This window comes from Baaleninema simplex PCC 7105, from assembly GCF_000332355.1.
Taxonomy (GTDB): Bacteria; Cyanobacteriota; Cyanobacteriia; order Cyanobacteriales; family Geitlerinemataceae; genus Baaleninema; species Baaleninema simplex.
Map to the genome: position 1 here is coordinate 3,503,989 of NZ_KB235958.1, position 17,444 is coordinate 3,521,432.

The 17,444-nt window shown below is 47.7% G+C and carries 17 protein-coding genes and 1 pseudogene; 13 read left to right on the plus strand and 5 right to left on the minus strand.

Annotation, left to right across the window (positions count from 1 at the left end):
- The first annotated feature begins 162 nt into the window (after positions 1-162).
- The 6 genes from GEI7105_RS0117855 to GEI7105_RS35155 all read left to right on the plus strand — a co-directional run bounded on the left by GEI7105_RS0117855 (position 163) and on the right by GEI7105_RS35155 (position 6,795).
- The gene (locus GEI7105_RS0117855) at positions 163-1,710 is read left to right on the plus strand and encodes a rhomboid family intramembrane serine protease (protein ID WP_083862420.1); all 1,548 of its coding nucleotides are present in this window, start codon (positions 163-165) and stop codon (positions 1,708-1,710) included.
- Positions 1,711-2,918: 1,208 nt separating this feature from the next.
- Positions 2,919-3,827, plus strand: a complete 909-nt coding sequence (locus GEI7105_RS0117870) for a DUF1186 domain-containing protein (protein WP_017661802.1) — start codon at positions 2,919-2,921, stop codon at positions 3,825-3,827.
- A 137-nt stretch (positions 3,828-3,964) separates the two neighbouring features.
- Complete coding sequence (locus tag GEI7105_RS0117875; protein ID WP_017661803.1) at positions 3,965-4,579, plus strand: Uma2 family endonuclease; 615 nt, start codon at positions 3,965-3,967, stop codon at positions 4,577-4,579.
- 206 nt (positions 4,580-4,785) lie between these two features.
- Complete coding sequence (locus GEI7105_RS31140; protein WP_245555429.1) at positions 4,786-5,550, plus strand: tetratricopeptide repeat protein; 765 nt, start codon at positions 4,786-4,788, stop codon at positions 5,548-5,550.
- A gap of 125 nt (positions 5,551-5,675) precedes the next feature.
- The gene (locus tag GEI7105_RS35150) at positions 5,676-5,894 is read left to right on the plus strand and encodes a helix-turn-helix domain-containing protein (protein ID WP_026097755.1); all 219 of its coding nucleotides are present in this window, start codon (positions 5,676-5,678) and stop codon (positions 5,892-5,894) included.
- A gap of 7 nt (positions 5,895-5,901) precedes the next feature.
- On the plus strand, positions 5,902-6,795 hold the full coding sequence (locus GEI7105_RS35155; RefSeq protein WP_071592032.1) for a BglI family type II restriction endonuclease: 894 nt from the start codon (positions 5,902-5,904) through the stop codon (positions 6,793-6,795).
- A 4-nt stretch (positions 6,796-6,799) separates the two neighbouring features.
- Here the strand turns inward: GEI7105_RS35155 and GEI7105_RS0117890 are convergent, their stop codons facing one another.
- Positions 6,800-7,750: a DNA-methyltransferase gene (locus GEI7105_RS0117890; protein WP_017661805.1), complete on the minus strand. Its 951-nt coding sequence runs from the start codon at positions 7,748-7,750 to the stop codon at positions 6,800-6,802.
- Positions 7,751-7,943: 193 nt separating this feature from the next.
- On the opposite strand from GEI7105_RS0117890, the pseudogene GEI7105_RS0117895 reads away from it, so the two are divergent.
- The 3 genes and pseudogenes from GEI7105_RS0117895 to GEI7105_RS0117905 all read left to right on the plus strand — a co-directional run bounded on the left by GEI7105_RS0117895 (position 7,944) and on the right by GEI7105_RS0117905 (position 9,434).
- Positions 7,944-8,579 (plus strand): annotated as a pseudogene (locus GEI7105_RS0117895) (CHAT domain-containing protein).
- Between the two features lie 69 nt (positions 8,580-8,648).
- Positions 8,649-8,990, plus strand: coding sequence for a hypothetical protein (locus GEI7105_RS31145; protein WP_017661807.1), 342 nt, complete (start codon positions 8,649-8,651; stop codon positions 8,988-8,990).
- A gap of 30 nt (positions 8,991-9,020) precedes the next feature.
- The gene (locus GEI7105_RS0117905; protein ID WP_026097756.1) at positions 9,021-9,434 is read left to right on the plus strand and encodes a PIN domain-containing protein; all 414 of its coding nucleotides are present in this window, start codon (positions 9,021-9,023) and stop codon (positions 9,432-9,434) included.
- Between the two features lie 501 nt (positions 9,435-9,935).
- On the opposite strand, the gene rimO is transcribed toward GEI7105_RS0117905, so the two are convergent.
- A complete protein-coding gene (gene rimO / locus GEI7105_RS0117915; RefSeq protein ID WP_017661810.1) occupies positions 9,936-11,285 on the minus strand; it encodes a 30S ribosomal protein S12 methylthiotransferase RimO in 1,350 nt (449 codons plus the stop codon).
- Positions 11,286-11,852: 567 nt separating this feature from the next.
- Here rimO and GEI7105_RS39080 point away from each other — a divergent pair.
- The 3 genes from GEI7105_RS39080 to GEI7105_RS0117930 all read left to right on the plus strand — a co-directional run bounded on the left by GEI7105_RS39080 (position 11,853) and on the right by GEI7105_RS0117930 (position 13,998).
- A complete protein-coding gene (locus tag GEI7105_RS39080) occupies positions 11,853-11,990 on the plus strand; it encodes a hypothetical protein (RefSeq protein ID WP_017661811.1) in 138 nt (45 codons plus the stop codon).
- 84 nt (positions 11,991-12,074) lie between these two features.
- Positions 12,075-13,232, plus strand: a complete 1,158-nt coding sequence (locus tag GEI7105_RS31150) for a hemolysin family protein (protein ID WP_342662832.1) — start codon at positions 12,075-12,077, stop codon at positions 13,230-13,232.
- A 337-nt stretch (positions 13,233-13,569) separates the two neighbouring features.
- A complete protein-coding gene (locus GEI7105_RS0117930) occupies positions 13,570-13,998 on the plus strand; it encodes a phosphomannose isomerase type II C-terminal cupin domain (RefSeq protein WP_017661813.1) in 429 nt (142 codons plus the stop codon).
- 119 nt (positions 13,999-14,117) lie between these two features.
- Here the strand turns inward: GEI7105_RS0117930 and GEI7105_RS0117935 are convergent, their stop codons facing one another.
- Positions 14,118-14,987: an Npun_R2479 family HD domain-containing metalloprotein gene (locus GEI7105_RS0117935; protein ID WP_017661814.1), complete on the minus strand. Its 870-nt coding sequence runs from the start codon at positions 14,985-14,987 to the stop codon at positions 14,118-14,120.
- A 207-nt stretch (positions 14,988-15,194) separates the two neighbouring features.
- On the opposite strand from GEI7105_RS0117935, the gene GEI7105_RS0117940 reads away from it, so the two are divergent.
- Positions 15,195-16,808, plus strand: a complete 1,614-nt coding sequence (locus GEI7105_RS0117940; protein ID WP_017661815.1) for a PQQ-binding-like beta-propeller repeat protein — start codon at positions 15,195-15,197, stop codon at positions 16,806-16,808.
- Positions 16,809-16,817: 9 nt separating this feature from the next.
- Here the strand turns inward: GEI7105_RS0117940 and GEI7105_RS0117945 are convergent, their stop codons facing one another.
- Both GEI7105_RS0117945 and GEI7105_RS0117950 read right to left on the minus strand, forming a co-directional pair.
- Entirely contained in the window at positions 16,818-17,210 is a 393-nt protein-coding gene (locus tag GEI7105_RS0117945; RefSeq protein ID WP_017661816.1) for a RidA family protein, read from the minus strand.
- Complete coding sequence (locus tag GEI7105_RS0117950; protein WP_144053854.1) at positions 17,207-17,401, minus strand: hypothetical protein; 195 nt, start codon at positions 17,399-17,401, stop codon at positions 17,207-17,209. The genes GEI7105_RS0117945 and GEI7105_RS0117950 overlap by 4 nt, the downstream gene beginning before the upstream one ends.
- Positions 17,402-17,444 lie beyond the last annotated feature (43 nt).

A 17,444-nucleotide genomic window follows, 5' to 3' on the forward strand; every position in this document is an offset into this window, starting at 1 on the left:
AAACGGAGAGGGAACAGGGAATAGGGAACGGGGAACAGGAAACGGGGAACAGGAAACGGGGAACAGGGAACAGTTTCTCCCCCTCTCCCTTGCTCCCCCTCTCTCTTGCTCCCCCTCTCTCTTGCTCCCCCTCTCTCTTGCTCCCCTTCTCCCTTACTCCCTATGACGATCGATCGACTTGTAATTTGGATGGTACTGCTTTCGGGAGTGGTGTTTTTGGTGCGATCGCTCTCCGCCAAACCGCCACAATGGGGATGGTCGATCGTGTCGGGGGCGATTCTGGCGATTACGGGGACGCTCTTAGCGATCGCGTCTGTGGAATTGGCGGCGTGGATTGGCGGGATGTTGTGGGGGATATTCCTGTTGTTTCCGGTGTTGGGGTTGCGCCGGGTCAACGATTTGTTTCGCGAGGAACGGTATCAGGCGGCGAGTCGGTTGGCGGTGGCGATCGCGATTTTACACCCCGCCGATGGCTGGCCCGATCGCGTGGGGGTATTGCAGGCGTTGGCGGTGGCGAAAGGGGGCGATATTGAAAAGGGGCGATCGCTCTTGCAAATTTATCAAACTCCGAAAACGGTTCTCGGACGCAGTGCGATCGTTTTAGAGTATTGGATGCGGGGGGCGTGGGACGAGTTACTGAATTGGTTGCGATCGCGCCCGGAACGAGAGCAGGATGCCAATTTAATGCTGTATTATCTGCGCTGTTTGGGGGAAACGGGGCAGGTCAACGAGATGTTACGGATGTTTCCTTCGGTAGACGAGCATTTACGGCGAATTGGGGATCTCGATCGCCTCAGTCAAGCGAGATTGTTCGTTTTAGCCTTTTGCGGCGAAACCCAACAAGTCTATCGACTGTTCGAGGGGGAACTCTCCAAGTACTCCGTCTCGAACCAACAGTTTTGGCTCGCTACCTCACAGATGGCGATGGGGAGAACGCGACAAGCGCAGCAGATGTTGGGGGCGTTACAGAAAGATTGCGATCCTGTGTTGCGGAGGGCGATCGCTTGGCGACTCAACCAAACCCAACTCGACTTTAAAACCCACTTTAGCGACTATTCAGCGCGAGTGCTATCGGCGTTGAAGCTGCAACTGTCCCAAGAAGCGCGATACAGTGGGCGCGTAGCGGGAAAACGGGCGATCGCCACCTGGGGACTCATCGGCTTAAACGCAACGGTGTTTCTGTTGGAATTGCGCCTCGGCGGAAGCGAAAACCTCTGGGTACTGTACCGACTGGGGGCGTTGGTTCCCGAGGAAGTGTGGGCGGGGGAATGGTGGCGCGTTGTCACCGCCACGTTTCTGCACTTCGGGATCTCTCACCTGGCGATGAATATGTTCGGGTTGTATATCTTGGGACAGTTCGTCGAATCGCGCATCGGAATGCAGCGGTTTCTGGTGACGTATTTCGCCAGCGGCGTCGGTTCGATGGCGTTTATTTCCCTGTTGGCGTTGCGCGGCGGCGAGACTCAGTTTGTCGTGGGTGCGTCGGGGGCGGTGATGGGGTTAATTGGCGCAGTGGCGGCGATTTTTTGGCAAGGTTGGCGTCAGGAAAAAGCACAAATTGCAAAGGATCGGTTGCGATCGATCCTCTTCGTGATTGCGATTCAAGCGGCTTTCGATTTATCGATTCCGGAAATCTGTTTTCTCTGTCATGCGTCCGGTGCAGTTTTAGGATTTATTACCGCCAATTTGTTGCTTTGGCGCAAATCTTAATAATTTTTAGGGTTATCGACGGTCTAAATGGGAATATTCCAGTTGTAAACCAAACAGAAATACTTAAGCGGGGGTAGTTATGTACAGTGATGATAACGAGGTTGGAAAGAAGCACTATAAAAGTCATGGGTGCATCTCAGTTTTGTAAAAACATGAGTTTGAGGTAGGATGAGTGGAGCGATCGCGAAACCTAACAACAACTCAATTCAGTGCAGAAACTTCGATTTGATAAATTTACATTTTTGTTTAAGATGCACCCCATTATAATAATGGACGAAGTCCCAAATCGCGCTCACGTGATTTTCTATGGCAACGCTAAATCAATTTTATAACAAAATTGGAGCAAAAAGGGAACGGGGAATCAGATTTTTTCTGGTGTTTTATTTTTTGACGACTCATTTGGAACTACGATAGTTGTAAAAAAAAGATAAAGTTTTACATACGAGTCGAGACACACGCCAACGAAAAGTATTATTAAATCTTTCAATATAACTGTTTTTTTCTGAATTCTTTTCGATAGCTTTATGTCGTTTGCTTGGCAAAACACTTTAATCAGTGTAGCAGGGTGCATCTCACTTTTTCAAAAACATCAGTTTGGGGTGGCAAAATTCCCGATTAGCACTTCTGGTATAAGATCCCCGGCATCTCTAAGATGCCGGGGATCTGGAAATTGAGTGCGCCCAATTCGATGAATTTACATTTTTGAGATGCACCCATCCATTTGGACGATCGGTTTCTTGTTTTGTATCACTTCAATTTTTCAAGGAATTTGTGCTGACTTCTTGTTTACATAGCCTTAAAGATGTCACATATAAATTCTTGTAGCTCGAGAAATACCAGCCAAGGATATTTTTTTAGAAGAATTTAAGAAAACTCCCTTCCGCTTCGCGAACGACTAATTACCAGGGTTCTTGATAAATATGTTGATATTGAGAACTTTCAATATATTGACTTTCGCAGTATTTTTATTTAAATCGTTATTTTTTATAATAAGTATTGATTTTTTTTGTTTCATAATACATAATATTCGTTGCCATATTGGAAGCAAATTACAATCTAAAATAACAAAATTACAGAATATTTTTTGAATCTTGAATAATTATACTTTATTTTTTGTTGATTATGCGATCGCCAAAATGTCTTGATTATTTTAACGAAATACACTAAAATATAAGCCGTAAAATTACATACACAAAATCTCTAAAAAAATGCAAATTAAAGACATTCTATCCGAACTCGAAGTCTTTGCCGGTCACTTTCCTCGTACAGCATTAAAACAGGCGATCTCACAACAAGAAGCGATTACACCCGAATTATTAGCAATTCTCGAAAAATACAAAAACAACCTAGAAGCATTGCGAAGTGATTCCGCTTATTTGCTCAATGCTTACGCCTTATTTTTACTGTCACAATTTCGCGAAAAACAAGCCTATCCGCTGGTTGTCGAGTTGTTTTCCGCTCCCGAGGAAATCATAGAGGACACGATCGGCTTTATCGCCACTGAATATTTACAAAGAATCCTTGCTTCCATCTGTCACGGAGACCTCGAACCGATCGAACAACTTATTGAAAATACAGAAATTAGTGGATGGACGCGAACTTCAGCGTTAGAATCGTTAACCGTGTTGGTCGTTCAAAATGTCATTCCGAAAGAACAAGTTATTCCATACTTTAAAGAACTGTTCGATCGCTTTCTCGAAGCGAAAGACGATTTTATGTTAACTTATTTGGTCGTGGAGTCTATCGACATTTATGCGATCGAACTCAAGCCTTATATCGATCGCGCCTACGAACTGGGTTTGGTCGATACGATGATGATTACAAAAGATGAGATCGATCGAGATTTTGCACTGGGGGAAGAAGTGACTGTCGAACGACTTCAAGGCAGCCGACTGTATATGTTGATTGAAGATGCGATTACAGAATTGAAAGGTTGGGCGTTTTTTTCCGAACCCAACAAAACCTTGCCACCTCCCAAGCCGTTTTCTTCTAGTTCTAAAAAAACGCTAAATTCAGGTTTTTCATCTCCGTTTATTGCAGAGAAATCCGAGAAAAAGTCCAAACAAAAGCAGCAAAAACAAGCACGTCGCAAGAATCGATCTAAAAAGAAAAAGTAACAGCTAGAACCCCGGAATATCTGAAATTCTGGGGTACTCGATCGTGTGGACTCCTGTTTCAGATGGCTTAACTCGATCCTTGGGGTAAAAAACCTCAACTGAGTTACGATCGAAGCAAACCGAATCGGTAAGTTGCAATGACTACTACGCTCAACCAACGAACCTATACCGTCGATGAATATTTAGCCCAAGAAACGCAATCTGAAGAACGCCACGAATATCGCAACGGAGAAATCGTTCTGATGACAGGTGGAACGCCAAACCACAATCAAATTACGCTCAATTTGGCAGGATCGTTAAATTTTGCATTGCGACGACAGCCTTATCGTGTCTTTGTCACAGACCAACGCCTTTGGATTCCAGCGCAGCAGGTTTATACTTACCCCGATGTGATGGTGGTGCGCCAGCCTTTAGCCTTACAAGCGGGGCGCAACGATACCCTGGAAAATCCGCTTGTCATTGCTGAGGTTTTATCCCAATCGACACGAAGTTACGATAAAGATCGCAAATTTGCCGCCTATCGAACTATTGCGAGTTTTAGCGAATATTTGCTGATCGACCAATACGCGCCCCACGTCGAACACTACACCCAAACAGAAAGTCAAGAGGCTTGGCTGTTTCGCGAGTACGATGGTTTGGACGCCACGGTATCGTTACAGGCATTTGAGTTTGCGATACAACTGGCGGATCTGTACGATAAGGTGGATTTTTCTGTGGAAGAAACCGAGGCGATCGCTCCTGGTGAGTCGTGAATTGAATCGATCGCCTGTACGCGGAAGTTTTAGCGGCTGCGGGTGAAACTCCCCATCTCAACAATCTCTAATTTCAGCAAGAACTCCGGCATCTCCGAGATATCTCGATCGTGCAGACTCCTGTTTCAGAATGTGTAATGGAGGCGGCAAACCGGGGACGACGCGGTAATAATGAGAAAAGTAGACAACTCAGGGACGTTGCAGCGATGAAACGGGGAGTGTGGCAGGTTGGCTTGGCAGCGTTGTGTGGCGTGGCGATGTGGAGTGAGGCGGCGCTGGCGGGTGTGGTGCGCTGGGAGAACGCGCCACAGGTGGAGATGGCGCAGAGTGCTGACTTGCAGGAGTCGTTACGGCTGTTTGAGGAAGGAAAACAGTTTTTTAACCAAGGAACGGCTGAAGGATATCGACAGGCGATTTCGCGATTTGAGCAGGCGTTAGAATTGGCTGAACAAGCTGAAGTAACAGAAGGTATTGCTTCTATATCGGCATTTCTTGGGTCATCTCATAACCGTTTAGGCGAACGACAAACTGCTCTGAGCTACTATCAAACTGCTCTGGAAGCGTTTCGAGAGGTGGGCGATCGCGCGGGGGAAGCCACGACTCTCAACAACATCGGCTTAGTCTACCATGCCTTGGGCGACCGCAGCCAAGCCCTCAACTACTACAACCAAGCGTTGCCGATTCGGCGCGAGGTGGGCGATCGAGCCGGGGAAGCCACTACCCTCAACAACCTCGGCGCAGTTTACAATGCTTTGGGCGATCGCAGTGAAGCCCTCAACTACTACAACCAAGCGTTGCCGATTCGGCGCGAGGTGGGCGATCGAGCGGGGGAAGCCACGACTCTCACCAACATCGGCTTAGTCTACGATGCTTTGGGCAACCGCAGCGAAGCCCTCAACTACTTCGATACTTTAATCGATCCAGCTTTCGGGCGATCGATCGGCAAACGTGCCGTGTCTCAATTAAATTGAACAAAAAATCAATATTTCAATAGATCTACACGCCGAAATGCTATATATAGTCTGTAGACATCCTTTTGTCATGTAGATAAAAATTATGTTATTCAAAAGTTATCAGAAAGACTTATTTGTACTTTATGGTTAAGCGATTTTTGGGGCTTAACCGAGTTGTTGCCTCAAATTTAAAGGCTCTAAGAAAAGAACAGGGAATATCTCAAGAAGAATTGGCAGAAAAATGCGGTTTGCATAGAACATATATCGGTGCTATTGAACGGAACGAGCGTAATATAACTCTGCAAACTTTAGAAAAATTGGCTGATAGCTTGGGAGTATCAGCCCACGATTTGTTGCTGTAAAATTCAGATGTTTAATACCTTTAGAGAGCTTCAATATTATTCCTATAATCGTGCGAGAAATTATTTTAGAGACAACTATATACAATTAGTAAAATTGGAAAATTTTCTATCAAAACAGGTATTTCAATTAATTCAAAACTATATCATTCAAATCAAAGAAGATTATAACGAAGCCAGCTATCTTTACCCATTCTGGCAAAATTATCCGCCAGAAGAAAGAGGAAGACAACCTATTGGCGATCAGTATCCATGGATTGAGGTTGGAGAGCATAGTCTTGGTGGTAAATTGTATCGACTTCTAAGCTTAAGCTTCAATATCCGTGATATAGGATTGCCAGCAGGATCTGATATAAGAGTCGTACTTTCAAGTGATAAAATTTATCAAATAACTGAAGGTTTTACCAACTCGTGTTGGCTGTTTGTTGACATAAAATCAGTTGGGCCTAGAGATGATTGGAATCATGCTGTTATGTCCCACAATCAAATTTCTGGTAGTGGACGATGGGATTCATTGTTGTCTGGAATTACCAACGATGTAATTATAGCTTGTGGAAAAAGATCGAGTCATCCTTTCTACTGTAGCATTCCTCCAATTTATGTATTAAGTGACGGCACGGTCGTACCTGTTGTAATTATTATTCTAAAACCTGTGTATGATATGCTTTCATTGGAATTCGACGTTAGTGATGGAGGACAACCGTTAAGTAGAATAAGTTGTGCAACAGTTCCCAATGGTCTTTTACTATGCGAACGACCAAATTACTTGTCTGAGTTTCCTGAACTATTTTTTCCCGGAAAAGACGATAAAACCAAGAACCCGCGCAAAAAACGCTGTCGAGTCAGCTTTGAAATATTAAAGCAAATAGAGTACTGGAGGTTTCGGGAAATCTTAGTAAGTTGAAAATTTACATGAAACTTAGCTCCCTTTGCAAAGGAGGATGCTCTTGGATACGATTCCGAGCTAATTCTACATACTTAGCTTCTTTTTCGATTCCAATGTAATCCCTGTTATTCTTAATAGCAGCTATGGCTGTTGTCCCACTTCCCATAAAAGGATCTAAAACAAGATCCTGTGGATTACTGAATAAACGTATTACTCTAGATGCTAGTTCTTCGGGGAATTTTGCGGGGTGATCGCGATTAGATCTAACACTAGGGATATGCCATACTCCTCTCGCCCCCCATTGTTTCCAATCTTCTTTTGACAGCTTATTTCTATCTATTGCATATTCACCAGGCTTCCAAAAAATATATAAATCTTCATGTTCGTCAACTGCCTTTAAAGTATTACTAGTCCATTGACTATTAACCCAAGAAGGATCTTTAATCCACACACGCTTATCGTAAAGATAAATGCCTACGTTATACGCATATTTTTCAATATAATGTCCAACTAGCTTGACTCTCGTTTGTGTTTGATATTTTCCGCCGCGAATATTATTTCCATTTAATCGACGATCAATAGTTTGCTCACTACATCCCAATAAATCAGCTAGTTGATAGCGATTGTATTCAGGATATTTCTGCATAGCATCCAAGACCATTTCTCGTGTCACCTTAGATTTTCTATTAGAAATATTTAAGGCTTGTATTTTAGGTATATTAGAGTCCTTAAAACATAAAATATTAGCCATGTTAATTACCATAAATCCACCAGATTTTAGGGCATATGCGTGATTTTCAATAACATTTTTTAATAAAGATTGCCAAGAGTCAAATGTCTCTTGTGTCTCATATTCCTTTCCAACAAAGTATGGAGGCGACCAAAAGCTAAGAGCTACACTGCTCGGTTCAAGCTCAAGCATTTTGTCTTCAGCCCTACCAAGATATATATTATTTCGATTTAAGTACTTCATGGTCAATTTTCTGTAAGTTTATTTTAAATAATTTACTATATATTGTTTTTTGTGTCAAGCTTACTAACGAATAATGATTCAGATGCTTACCTAATTAGTTCTGTTGGAATTGGGGTAAAATTAGTATCAATTTGATGCTAATTTCCAAATTCCAGGGCGGGAAAACCCAACCCTTAGCGTAATCGGAGTTTGAGTGACCCTCGCCGACCCGGACATCGAACTGCAACGCGCCCTGCGAGACTTCAAACTGCGGGGTATCTCCCGTCTACCCCACAGTCGCACGGAAGCCGATCGACTTCTCGCCCTGGCTGACGGTGGCGAAACCAGCGTCTTCGACTTCGACGCCAATTATTCCTGGGTGACGAGCGATCGATCCAGCCGCTATCAGTTCGTCCACTTCGCCACCCACGGTTTCGCCAACGAGGAAAACCCGGAACTCTCGGGGTTGGTGCTGTCTCTGGTGGACGCCAACGGACAACCGCAAAACGGCTTTCTGCGTCTGGGGGATATTTTCAACCTGCAACTTCCGGCGGAAATGGTGGTGTTGAGCGCCTGTCAGACGGGACTCGGCGACAACGTGCGCGGTGAAGGCATGGCGGGCTTGACAAGGGGACTGATGTATGCTGGGACGGAACGGGCGGTGTTGTCCCTGTGGAACGTCAGCGACGAGAAAACGGCGACGTTGATGGTGCGGTTTTATTAGGGAATTTGGGAGGAAGGGTTAACGCCTGTGGCGGCGTTGCGTCAGGCGCAGTTGGAGATGTGGGAAGCGGGGGAACATCCGTATTTTTGGGCGGCGTTTGGCGTTCAGGGGGAGTGGCGAGAGTGAGGGAAAATCGCGCGGGTTAGGCTCAAACGATCTAAACTGTAAAGTAGTTAGTGTTTTTGCAAGAATACAATGTTAGATGAAACGACCTTAGAACAACGTTTAGAAAAACTCGAACAGGCGGTTTCCGAACTGCGCTTAACCCAACTCGAGCAGACCGTTTCCGAACTACGCTTAACCCAACTCGAGCAGGCGGTTTCCGAACTGCAAAACAAAGTTGACCGTAAGCCCAATGCTAATAATTGGGTAGACAACCTGATTGGTTCGATTTCCGACGAAGAAGCTTTCCTTGAAGCGCTCGAATATGGACGTAATTTCCGAAAAACGGGAAAGTTCGAGATCGAAGAGGACAACTCTGTGAGCGAACAAGATATTCCCGGCGATATCCCTAATGAAATTGAACCCGTGATGTGAAGCAATTGCCATTTTGGAAAACGACTCTGAATGAAATATCTGCTTGACACAAACCACATCAGTGTTCTACAGCGAAAAACGGGTTTAAAATATACTTGTTTAAGGACTCGAATGAGTCAGCATTCTCCAGCAGATTTTGCTTTTTCGATCGTGAGCTTTCACGAACAGGTTCTTGGCGCTCATGCTTTGATTAATCGCAACAAGAAAAAGACTGACTTAACTCGTGGCTACGCTTTATTATGGGAAGTTCTTCAAAACTTTGCATCTGCATCGGCTATTGTTTTACCTTTGGATAATGAAGCAATTGTTATTTTTAAGGAGTTGAAACATAAACACCCTCGGGGATCTACAATGGATTTAAGAATTGCAGCGATCGCCCTATCCCGCAACTTGGTTTTGTTAACCCAAAATATCCGAGACTTTGACTATATCTCAAAATTATAAACTCAAGATTGGACGATATAAAATATCCAGAAAATACATCAAAAAAATGGCTTATTATGATGTACTTAAATAAAAAATAGGGCTAAAAAGAACAGGGAGAGCTGCAAACATTAGACAAAATAAAGAACACCGATCGCGCCTAGATTTGGCAACATAAAAACGATGCAACGAAAATTGACAATTTGGCTAGACGAGTCGGTTTATGGAATGCAGGTCGATCGCTGGCAAAATACGGCTCGGGAAATGATGCGTTGAGCTACAGGAGAGGGTCGAACTCAACGAAAAAGTCATGCCATAGATCCCCGGAATCTCCAAGATTCCGGGGATCTAGAACCTAGAGAGCCGATATGAACGAGCGTTGACTAAAAAATCAATTAAAAAAATAAATTACCATTATTTTAGAATACTTTATCTTAAAACGAATTTCCCCCCAAGTCAAGGGGGGCTGTGGCGGCGGCGCCTCCGCTGCAAAAAAATCGCGAAAAACGCCGAGAAACGACTTTAAACCGCCAAAACGTGCTGTTTCAAATCCGCAGCCGTCGCCACGCGCCCGAACAAGTCGTAAGCGTCCGCATCTGTCACCATCACGGGAACCATCGAACCCAACTGCGCCGACCCTTCGAGGTAAATCACGCCGTCCACGTCGGGGGCGAAACGAGCCGATCGCCCGACGAGTTGTCCGGTGCGGGGGTTGGCTTCTTCAATCAGCACATCGACGACTTTCCCGATTTGCGCCTGGTTGCGTTTGAGGGAAATCGGCTGTTGGACGGACATCAGAATATCGCGCCGTTCGTCCATCACCTCTTGCGGCACTTGGTTTTCCATGGAAAACGCCGGGGTTTCCTCTTCCGGCGAGAAGGTGAAGACGCCGACGTGATCGAATTCGTGACGCTGTACGAACTCGACCAAATGCTGGAAATGTTCCTCCGTTTCCCCAGGGAAGCCGACGATGAACGTGGTTCGCATGACGGCTTCGGGGAGTTCGGCTTTAATGCGATCGAGAATGGCATCGTTAACGCGCCCTTGCCAGGGACGGTTCATCGATTTGAGAATGTCAGGGTGGGAATGCTGTAGCGGTAAGTCTAAATAGGGGATGACGTTGGGGGTTTCGCGGATGGCGTCGATGACCTCGGCGGTAACGCCTGTGGGATAGGTGTAGTGCATCCGAATCCAGGGAACTTCTACTTTTGAGAGTTCCCGCAGCAATTCGGCGAGTTTGGGTTTTCCGTATAAATCGACGCCGTAGTTGGTGGTAATCTGCGAAATCAATACTAACTCTTTCACCCCTTGGGCGGCGAGTTGTTCGGCTTCGGCGACGATGGACTCGATGGTGCGCGATCGCTGGTTGCCCCGCAAATGGGGAATAATACAAAAGGCACAGCGGTAATCGCAGCCTTCGGCAATCCGCAAATAGGCGACGCCCTCGTTGGTGGTGCGGTAGCGAGGGGTAGACTCGTCGGCGATATACGTCGGTTCTGCCGAAATTTCTTTGACGCGCTCTCCGGCTTCGGCGCGTTTGACGACATCTACAATTTTGTTATAGTCCCCGGTTCCCACCACGGCAACCGCTTCGGGAATTTCGGCTAACAACTCCTCTTGGAAGTGTTGCGCCATGCAGCCGGTGATAATAATTTTTTTGTTCTCTTCGGCGAGTTCGACGAGGGTTCGCACCGACTCTTCTCGCGCCGCCTGGATGAAGCTACAGGTATTGACGATGACGTAATCGGCAAAATCCTCGCTGGCTTCGACGGGATACCCCGCTTCTAAGAGCAATCCCAGCATATGCTCGGTATCGATGCGATTTTTCTCGCATCCGAGGTGAGAAAAGGAAATTGCGGGCTTGCTGCTCATACCGAAATCAAATATCCTAGGGGTAAAATCTGTCTGACATCGCCTCAGATAGTGTACACTACAGGGAGCCGATCGTTCCACTGTAACGGAGTGGTTCGGCTCGATCGCCCTCCACTGAAATCACTCTACCAAGATTCGTCGCAGCGCTCCAACCATAGCCAATAGGCTTGGTTGGTGGTGAAGCGGCGGTGAGTTTCGGTGCATCCCCTGAACAATGCGATAGCGAGAGAAGGGGATAGCGCCGAAACGAACAAACTGGTAAAATTGCCTTACCGGAAACGGTCTTTAAGATCCTAAGGGTATGGTTCACAGCACCCGAAAAACCCGTGGTGGAGGTAAACCACAAAATCGCCAGTTGGTGTGGCCAAGAGAATTTGATTCTCGCTTATGTCTGCGGTGGGGCGCATCGTGGACGTTAAACAAACAGCCTGTGAAGGCGTTCTGACCGGGGGTATTCGGGCTTGCTCGTTTATCTAGGCATGAGCCAGTGAAACAGGAATCTCCGACCATACCCGCTAGGGTTGGGGGGAGAGCGTCAAACAAGTCCTGTTAGCAAACGACTGGATTATGACTGACCTCAATCGCGGCATTATGAAATTCAAGGGCGCAGATACGCCCGTTGCGATCGCCCTCTCTTCGATTCTGGTTCTCGGCGGTATCGCGTTTCTGCTGTGGTGGGCATACCAAGCCGCGTATGCCGGATAAACCTCCCCCTCTAGCCTTTCACAGTTTTGGAAAATCCTGGCTCAGCCGCGAGGCGAGTCAGGGTTTCTCTTGTCGATCGACATTTTGATACCTTCTTCAATGTTCCTGTTTGCAGTTGCGGAAATCGAGCCGTTGTTGGGTAGTGTCTGGCTCGATATCGTTACGCTGTGTGTGATGCTACTGCTGTCAGGGTTCTTTGCCGGATCGGAAACGGCGATTACCGCCTTAGACAATTTCAAGTTACGGGCGTTGATGCAGGAGGCAAATACTCCCAAGCGGATTGTCCAAATCCTGCAAGCGAATCGCACTCGCTTCATTATTACGTTGCTGGTGGGGAATACCCTGGTTAACAACCTGTCGGCGATTTTGACGAGCAATTTGTTTAGCCTCTGGTTGGGAAATCGAGGCATCGGTATCGCCACGGCAGTCGTCACGTTTCTCGTGTTAACCTTCGGGGAAATCGTGCCGAAATCCGTCGCCATCAACAACGTTTTACCGATTTTTATGGTGGTGGTGCGCCCCATTTATTGGTTGTCGCAATTGCTCTCGTTTTTAGGGGTGATTCGCCTGTTCGAGACGATTACTCAGGTGGCGTTGCGTCAGTTTCAGTCGCGGCAGGCGCAACAGGGAGAGTCGGTGAAGGATTTGCAGTTGATGATCGAGGTGTTGGGAGGCAAAGGCAAGTTAGACTTTCACAAACACCAACTGCTGCATAAGGCGTTGATGCTCGATCGCCTCAGTGCGAAAGATGTGGTGAAACCCCGGATTGAAATGCGGACGATTTCCCACGAGGCGACGTTGCAGGAATTGGTGGATTTGTGTTTGGAGACGGGCTATTCGCGGGTTCCGGTTCAGGAGGAGTCGAAAGATCGAATCGTTGGAGTGGTTCACTTGAAACGGGCGTTGCAACAGTTGCGATCGCGTCCTTCGGGCGATCGCGCGATGGAATTGGTAACGTCGGTGATGGACGAACCGGTTTACGTTCCCGAAACCAAGCGTATCGCCGATCTGCTCAAGGAGATGTTACAACAACAGTTGCACATGGCGATCGTGGTGGACGAGTACGGGGGAACCGTGGGGTTGATTACCCTCGAAGACATTCTCGAGGAACTGGTGGGGGAAATTTACGATGAAAGCGATTTTCCGAGTCGGTTAGAACGGGTGAAACGGGCGGCGAAAGCCGTTCGATCGCCCGAAAACAACGATTTATCCTCTCCGTTCGATCGCCGAAGACGCCGTTAAGGTTAAAGGTTTTGTAAATCGAACCGAACGTCTCGGTAGAGTTTGGGGAACTCTCTGACGGAAGTTCGAGTCGTCAATCAAAGACAGGGTCGCGCCAATTTCCGTAAAAATACAGAGATATCGAACGGGATCGCTTGGAATCTTCAGAGATGGCGATCGCGGAACGAACGTTTAAAGATTGCTTAAAGTCGGGGTGAAATTTCCCCAGTTTCCCATTTCCTAGACCAGAATGGAATCAGTACGCTTGTAATCTCACGCCCGCTAAAGTTTTATCAAACGAGTTCTCGTTGGCTCGTTCGACCGATCCGAACGCTAACGCTGCATGGAGAAAATAAGTATGGCATCCGTTCAAGAAAAGTCTAAAACGAACACTGCTACTCTTCCCGAAGCACTGACGGCAAGCGTCGCCGCCACCGAACTTCGCCCTTGGGGATCGTTTACGGTTCTCGAAGAAGGTTCCCAATATAAAATCAAACGAATCGAAGTGAAACCCGGTCATCGCCTCAGCTTGCAAATGCACCACCACCGCAGCGAGCATTGGATCGTGGTTTCGGGAACTGCTCGCGTTATTTGCGACGATAAAGAGCAGATGGTTTACAGCAACCAATCGACTTACGTTCCCCAGGGAACGAAGCACCGTCTGGAGAACCCCGGCGTAATTCCCTTGGTGTTGATCGAAGTCCAGAACGGGGAATATCTCGGAGAAGACGATATTATCCGTTTCCAAGACGATTACGCGCGATCGAACAACGGAAATGGTAAGTAATGGTTTGAAACGCCTCTTTTTGCAACTTCTTTAATTGAAACGTTGGAAACGAGTCCCCCAGAATCTTGAAGGTTCTGGGGGGCTTTCTGGAATTTACCCCAAGGCGACTCTTGACAAAATCAACGTTTTTTGATAATACCAGAGGGCGACATGGCTTGACTGGTATCGTGTTCGACGACGAAGACGTTGGCGTAGAGATTGGCGATAATCTGTTTGCCTTCTTGGGTGAGGGAGAGGTATTCGAGGGCGTTTTCGATCGCCGGATAAATCACGCCCCAATACTGTTTCGAGTGGCTGCGGCGCAAATCTCCTGCGTGCTGGTAGCCCAACTCTCGATTGAGTCCCGTTTCTTCGTACTCGTAGTACAATGCTCCTAACTTGTTTAAATATCGGGGATCGCTCAGTTGTCCGATTAAATCGGCCGCCCGCAACAAGCCGGGATAACTGGACGTATCTTCGTATCCCTCGACGTTCGGGGATTGCTGGCGAGTATATTCGATGTTGCGTTTGATCGCTTCGGCGACGATGAGGCGGTGTCCGCTAAAGCGTTCGTCGACAAACAACTTGCTGCGATCGACGTGGTAGGGGGCGAGACTCGCATCCGTCGCCCCAGGATCGAGGGAGACTAACTTACTCGTTCCCGAATCGAACTGGTTATCTTCGATGCGATCTTGACGACAGACGCCTTTCACGAAACCGATATCGCTGCAAACGAGGGAAATAATAAAATGCAGCCAGTCTTCGCAGGTGATTCCCCCTTCGCGGATGTGTTTTCCCCGTAAAATTTCTTGTCCGACTAAGGTTACGCCGATGGTATGTTCGACATTGTGGTAGAGGGCGTCGCTGTTGGCGATGTTTTCGAGTGCCATTCCCCCCGCCCAGGCGATGATATCGGCGTAATCGGGCTTATAACCGCCGTAGGTGCGATGATATCCTTCCCGCAATCGTTCGACAAAATTTTGAATCAGGATTTCGGTGGCGTTAAACATAGTCAGTTTAGACTTGCCCGAGAGTCGTAGGGTAAAACAGGTGGTCGTCTGTGGAAGGCTTGCCCTGACGGTCGCGAAGGATCGGCTCAATTGTAGCGGTTGCGATCGCCCTTGGCAATCCGTCTCGAACCCTCGATAACAATAAAGTTTCAATCGGGTTTCGATTTATAATCGATTTCCGAGTCGTACTGTTTCTTTTAGGTTGCGATGGGATCGACCCGCCGCGCGTTTCACAAACAAGCTTTAGGTTTTGTATTCGGTGCGATCGTCCCGCCGAGACTGTTGCGACGGTTCCGGGGAGACGCCCCCCGACTGGTGACGCCCGTTTCCCTTTCCGATACCGTGACCCAACAGGTGAACGGTTTGATTTCCGAGGTTCCCGTTGCCGTTCCGCCAGAAATCGAACTGCTGGTTCCGACCTATTTGGGCAATGCCCAACGCCGCTTTTACGGACGGGGAACCCCCCAGGGTTTGAACCTCCTCGATCGATTTTATCTCGGAAGCGGTACGAGTGTCGTGGGGGGCAGTACCAGTACTTGGAGCGGGGCGGGGTGGACGGGACAACCGACGCTCGTGCGCGATCGCGGTACGACGTTTCTAATTATCGGGGCTTACGACCACAGTTTGCGAAAGCTCGATATCGCGGGAAATCGCGTCGTTTGGCGATACGAATTCGACGATATTCTCAAAGGCTCGTCGAGTATTTATATCGACGAAACCGCCGAGGAAGACAATCGAGTTGTCGTGTTACAAGGCAGTCGGCGAGGGGTCAACAACTCTCTGTCTTCGAGCTTCGTTCCCAGTTTTCGCGCCGTGTCGTTTCGTACGGGACGAGAGCTGTGGCGGCTCGACATTCGTGCCACGGATAGCTACAGCCGCGATAACGACAGTTCGGCGATTTACTTAGGTAACGGCACGATTTTTAACGTCGGCGAGAATGCGATCGGCTACTTTATTAATAGTAGCACAAAAAAGACTCGAGAAAACGGCGATTTTGAAATGCCAGAAGTGTATCGAGAACTCCAGCTTTATGAATTTGAAGATGTGGGATATTACGGTGGAAACTTAGTCGCCGAATCCTCGCCGTCGATTTTTAAAAATCGAGTTTATATCGCATCGGGTGGCGGACGAATTTACGGAATCGATATCAAGACGCATCAAATCGTCTGGCGATTTCGTTCTGGGGGCGATTTAAACGGAACGATCGCCATTTCTAAAGACGGAAAATTATTTAGTACGCTCGATCGCGAAAAAATACCCGGTCGAGGGGGCGCGTTCAAACTCGACCCGAACAAAGCCGATCCCGATTGTGTCGAATGGTTTTTACCGACCTTAAACTTAGGATTTAGCGAATGGGAAGGCGGAATCACCGGTTCGGTGGCGTTGAACGACGAATATCGCGCCCCAGACGTTCCGCCGTTGTTTGCTACGAACGCGATCGATGGAAATTTATACATTGGCAGTCAAACTCAAGTCACGGGAGAAAAAGTCAAAGGTCCGTTTTTAGATCGAGACTACCAGACACCCGTTATCGTGTTCGAGAAACAAATTGGTGCGTCTATTTCGACGCCGATTTTTACCGATGGAAACCGTTTAGTCGCTGCGGGATACAACGGCGTTCGTTTGTTTCAAATCGATTACGAAATTGCTCGTGCTAGCGATGCGTTGGCGTTGCGGGGCGCTAGTGGCAATTACTATCGCGTTCTCGTCAAGGAAATCGCCCGGTTCCAACCGGGCGGTTCCTTTGAATCGACACCTGTGATTTGGGACGGTATCGTGCGAATTTGCAGCCGAGACGGATGGATGTATACCTTGGGGTAAATTGAGGACTTAATCCGAGTCAAACGCCTCGACTTCGACTTCAATTAACATTTGCGGGTCGATGAGCGATTTAACTTCAACCATCGTCGCGACGGGAGGGGTTTCTCCGAAGTATTCCTGATGGGCTTTGGCGAACTCTTCCCAGCGATCGATTTCGGTCACGAACATCCGCGTTCGGACGACGTGGCGACAGTCTACACCCAAGGCTTGCAACGCCTTGCGAACGCGATCGAAACAGCATTTGGCTTGGGCGTAGCCGTCACCGGGGGCGACAACCTCACCGTTATCGTCGACGGGGGCGGTTCCCGAAACGAAAATTTGCGATCCGACGCGAAGGGCGCGACAGTAGCCTACAACGGGTTCCCAAGGCGAACCTGAAAAGACGCGGCGAACTTCACTCATGGTTTTTGACGGCGAGAACGAACTTCGACAATTTGTCGGTTACCGCGACTGAATTCCATCGGGGCAGAGGTTTCGCGACAAACGACGTAGTGTCCGTAAAACTGGCTGAAGCGCCAAAACCGTTTGAGAATCGCTACGATCGCATGGGGACGGCGAAAAATGTCGGGGGGTTGGTTTGAGGATCTCAACACGATCGATCCCTCCACAATGTCGTTATGGTTATTGTCGGTTGTT